The organism is Nonomuraea lactucae (genome assembly GCF_003313395.1).
Taxonomy (GTDB): Bacteria; Actinomycetota; Actinomycetes; order Streptosporangiales; family Streptosporangiaceae; genus Nonomuraea; species Nonomuraea lactucae.
In genome coordinates this window covers 1-3,826 of sequence record NZ_QNFZ01000730.1, presented here as the reverse complement: position 1 = coordinate 3,826, position 3,826 = coordinate 1, and the positions used below count along the sequence as shown (strand labels likewise).

At 73.0% G+C, this 3,826-nt stretch carries 5 protein-coding genes; 2 read left to right on the top strand and 3 right to left on the bottom strand.

Annotation, left to right across the window (positions count from 1 at the left end; genetic code table 11):
* Positions 1–483 (bottom strand): TetR/AcrR family transcriptional regulator (locus DQW85_RS26230; RefSeq protein WP_162795391.1); only part of this gene is annotated, 483 nt, incomplete at its 3' end.
* A gap of 161 nt (positions 484–644) precedes the next feature.
* On the opposite strand from DQW85_RS26230, the gene DQW85_RS26225 reads away from it, so the two are divergent.
* Together DQW85_RS26225 and DQW85_RS26220 are read left to right on the top strand one after the other, a co-directional pair.
* Positions 645–1,556 (top strand): NAD-dependent epimerase/dehydratase family protein, encoded by a 912-nt coding sequence (locus DQW85_RS26225; protein WP_113702613.1) that lies wholly within the window; start codon positions 645–647, stop codon positions 1,554–1,556.
* Positions 1,553–2,440 (top strand): Gfo/Idh/MocA family protein, encoded by an 888-nt coding sequence (locus DQW85_RS26220; RefSeq protein ID WP_113702612.1) that lies wholly within the window; start codon positions 1,553–1,555, stop codon positions 2,438–2,440. The genes DQW85_RS26225 and DQW85_RS26220 overlap by 4 nt, the downstream gene beginning before the upstream one ends.
* Before the next feature lie 25 nt (positions 2,441–2,465).
* Here DQW85_RS26220 and DQW85_RS26215 read toward each other — a convergent pair whose 3' ends face one another.
* Both DQW85_RS26215 and DQW85_RS26210 read right to left on the bottom strand, forming a co-directional pair.
* Positions 2,466–3,290 carry a trypsin-like serine peptidase gene (locus DQW85_RS26215; protein ID WP_113702611.1) on the bottom strand — a complete coding sequence of 275 codons (825 nt, stop codon included), beginning with the start codon at positions 3,288–3,290 and terminating at the stop codon, positions 2,466–2,468.
* A gap of 94 nt (positions 3,291–3,384) precedes the next feature.
* On the bottom strand, positions 3,385–3,576 hold the full coding sequence (locus DQW85_RS26210; RefSeq protein WP_113702610.1) for a hypothetical protein: 192 nt from the start codon (positions 3,574–3,576) through the stop codon (positions 3,385–3,387).
* Between the last annotated feature and the right edge of the window lie 250 nt (positions 3,577–3,826).

Below are 3,826 nucleotides of genomic sequence, written 5' to 3'. Positions count from 1 at the left end.
GGGGGGCGGGGCGAGGTCGGGCGGGACGAGCGCGCCGGCCGCCCAGGCGTCCGCCACGATGCGGCCCATCACGGTGACGTCGCGGGCCCGGGCCGGCACGGTGTCCTGCGGCGCGTGGTAGCCGGGCACCGGCGACCCGTACAGCAGCGTGTACTCGTGCGGATGCGCGAGCGCCCAGTCGCGCACCGCGTGGCAGACGGCGCTCCACCTGTCCGGGAAGGAATCCGGCGGGCAGGAGGCGTCGGCCCGCTCCACCGCCTCGCCGAGCGCGTTGTAGCCATCGATGATCAGCGCGGTCAGCAGGTCGTCGCGGCTGGGGAAGTAGCGGTAGATGGCCGACGACACCATGCCCATCTCGCGTGCCACGGCCCGCAGGGACAGGCCGCCGGCGCCCTCCGTGGCCAGCCGGCGGCGGGCGATGTCGGCGATCTCCCTGGTCAGCTCGGCCCTGACCCGTTCTCTGGCGGTGCGGCTCGCTGTCATGCCCAGCACGTTACCAGAGCGGTGAGAGAAAACGAGAGCACTGCTCTTGACTTGGCCGGCTCTCCCGAGAGAGCATTGCTCTCGTGAGTGAACGCCAGTCTCGCAAGGGGCGCCCGGCGTCGTCACCGCGGTCCCCGAATCGCAAGGAAGCAGGTCCGAGCATGGGTAAGCACGTCGTCGTGGGCTCCGGCCAGGTCGGTACGCACCTGGCCACCAGGCTCCTCGCCCAGGGGCACGAGGTCACCGTCGTGACCCGGTCCGGCGGCGGCCCCGCCGAAGCCACCAGGGTCGCGGCCGACGTCGCCGACCAGGCCCGGCTGAGCGAGGTCACCAAGGGCGCCGACGCCCTCTACAACTGCGTGAACCCGAAATACCACCGCTGGCTCACCGACTGGCCGCCGATGGCGGAGTCGTTCCTCGCCGCCGCCGAGGCCACCGGCGCGGTGCTGGTCATCCTGGGCAACCTCTATCCGTACGGCCCGGTCAGCGGCCCGATGACCGAGGACCTGCCCCTGGCGTCCACCAGCCCCAAGGCCCAGGTGCGGGCCAAGATCTGGACCGATGCCCTGGCCGCGCACCAGGCGGGCCGGATCAGGGTGACCGAGGTGCGCGGCTCCGACTTCTTCGGCCCCGGCGCCACCGACCAGTCCTGGCTCGGCGACAGGTTCCTCGTGCCGCTGCGCGAGGGCAGGACGATCCAGCTGGTCTGGCCCGCCGACGTGCCGCACAGCTGGACGTACCTGCCGGACGTGGCCGACGCGCTCGTCGTGGCCGGCGCCGACGAGCGGGCCTGGGGGCGGCCCTGGCACGTGCCCACCGGCGAACCGCTCAGCTTCCGCGGGCTCGCCGAGCGGATGGCCGCCATCCTCGGCAGGCCCGCGCCCAGGATGGTGCGGCTCCCCTGGCCGCTGGTGCGGGCCGCGGGCCTGTTCTCGCCCCTGATCGGTGAGCTGGCGCACGTCCGCTACCAGTTCGTCGCGCCGTACGTGCTCGACTCCTCGGCGTTCCAGGAGACCTTCGGCGTGCGGCCCACGCCCATGGACGAGGCGCTGAGGGCTACCCTCGACGGATGAAGATTGCCGTGATCGGCCTGGGCGACATCGCGGAGAAGGCCTACCTCCCCGTGCTCGCCACCCAGCCCGGCCTGGACCTGCACCTCTGCACCCGAAACAGCGAGACGCTGCACCGGATCGGCGACGCCCACCGCGTGGCGGGCCGCTTCTCGTCGGTGGAAGAGGTGATCAAGGCCGGGGTCGACGCCGCGTTCGTGCACGCCGCCACCGGCGCCCACCGCGAGCTGGTCGAGGCGCTGCTCAGCGCCGGCGTGCACGTCTACGTGGACAAGCCGATCGCCGACAACCTGCCCGACTGCGAGCACCTCGTACGGCTCGCCCGCGCCGAGCGCAGGTCGCTGATGGTGGGCTTCAACCGCCGCTACGCGCCCGGTTACGCCGGGCTGGCCGGACTGCCCCGGCACCTCGTGCTGATGCAGAAGAACCGCGCGAACCATCCCGAGGCGCCGCGCCGGGTGGTGTTCGACGACTTCATCCACGTGGCCGACACGCTCCGGTTCCTGGCCCCGGGCGAGGTCACCGGCGTCCGCGTCCGGACCCGCACCCGCGAGGGGCTGCTGGAGCACGTCGTGCTGGAGCTGTCGGGCGACGGCTTCACCGCCATCGGGGTGATGAACCGGGTCAGCGGCGCGAGCGAGGAGACCTGCGAGGTGATGGGCGACGGCGTCAAGCGGCGCGTGGTCAACCTCGGCGACGTGATCGACTACGCGGGCGGCGAGACGCTCGCCCGGCGGCCCGACTGGGTTTCGGTCGCCCGGCAGCGCGGCATCGAGCAGATCTGCCTCGAGTTCCTGGACGCCGTGCGCGCCGGCCGGCTGATCACCGCGGACGACGCCCTGGTCACCCACCAGATCTGCGAGGACATCGTCCGGCAGGCGTCCTGAGCCGCGTCCGCCTGCGAGGACATCGTCAGGCAGGCGTCCTGAGCCGCATCCACCTGTCCGACTCGGCCAGCATCCGGGTGAACGCCCGCCCGCCGAGCCGGGTGAGCACGGTGAACCCGCGGCTGTCGCCGAGCGGGCTGGAGGACGACACCACGCCCGCCACCGCACCGTCGCGCAGGGCCGGTCCGCCGCTGCCGCCGGCCGGGGCATGGCAGTTGCGGGTGACCAGCAGTCCGGGCCCGCTGGTGACGCCCTCGCCGGCGTCGCCCAGGCACCGGTAGAGCCTGGTGCCCGGATAGCCCCTGCCGGCCGGGTAGCCCAGCAGTTCGAGGCCCCGCAGCGAGGTGCCGCGCGTGGTGCGCAGCGGGGTCAGCCCCGGCCCGGTCACCGCCTCCAGCGGGCGCCCGCGCCTGGCCACCCCCACCAGGCCGACGTCGTACGGGAGCTGCCCGGGCGAGTACGGCCGGCTCCGCCAGCGGTCGGGCACCCAGGTCCGCACGGCCGGCCAGATCCCGAGCGGCGTCCGCCCCCGGTCGAAGCCGGGCAGGAACGCCACGTGCGTCAGCCGCCTGCCGTTGTCGTGCAGGCAGTGCGCGGCCGTCAGCACCAGGCTCCGGCTCCGCGAGCCGATCACCGCGCCCCCGCACATCACCACCGCGCCGCTGACCGGATCGCGGGACATGAGCACGCCCGTCAGCCGCTGCTCCCGGCTGTAGGGGCGGGCGACCCGCGCGTACCCCAGCCGGTCGCCGTCCGGCGTCAGCACCTGGTGCCGCGGTATGGACTGCTGGGACGCCTCGGTGAGGGCGGACGGGTCGAACAGGGTGAGGGACAGCACCAACCTGAGCACGCTTCCACTCTAGATCGACATGATCACGTCCCTGACCTGCGACACCGCCGTTTTCCCAACTTGTGCGCGATAGCCCGCGGACCCGCCGGACCGGCTATCCGCGCTTCCAGGCGTCGGAGGCGCGCCAGAGGACGACCAGAGCGCCCAGGGCGGCGATCCCCAGGTAGGCGGGCGCGGGCCAGTCGACCCACCGGGGAAGCAGCCCCCACTCCCGCTCGAACCAGACCTGTGCCACGAACCCGCCCAGTCCCTGGATGACGACGAACCCGCCCAGAATCTCTCTCATGCCGTCAACGATGCCGATCGCGACCGCCCCCGGGCATCGCCCATCAGGCTGGCGGACCGCCTACCAAAGTCGCGCCGTCACGCGGCACGGGTTTACACCCTTGGGCGGTCGGCCGTGCCGCGAGACGGGGTGCGGTCAGGGGTAGAGGCCGCGCATCTGGTGTGCTTCGGCGCCCCGGCCGACGCCGATGATGTGGGCGGCTTGGCGGAGGGTGAGGTTGCGGGTGTCGGCGAGGGTTTTGACCTGGGTG

Excerpts from the sequence above, each read along its gene's own strand:
- DQW85_RS26220 (WP_113702612.1), top strand. The coding sequence starts at position 1,553 with ATGAAGATTGCCGTGATCGGCCTGGGCGACATCGCGGAGAAGGCCTAC.
- DQW85_RS26225 (WP_113702613.1), top strand. The coding sequence starts at position 645 with ATGGGTAAGCACGTCGTCGTGGGCTCCGGCCAGGTCGGTACGCACCTG.
- DQW85_RS26210 (WP_113702610.1), bottom strand. The coding sequence starts at position 3,576 with ATGAGAGAGATTCTGGGCGGGTTCGTCGTCATCCAGGGACTGGGCGGG.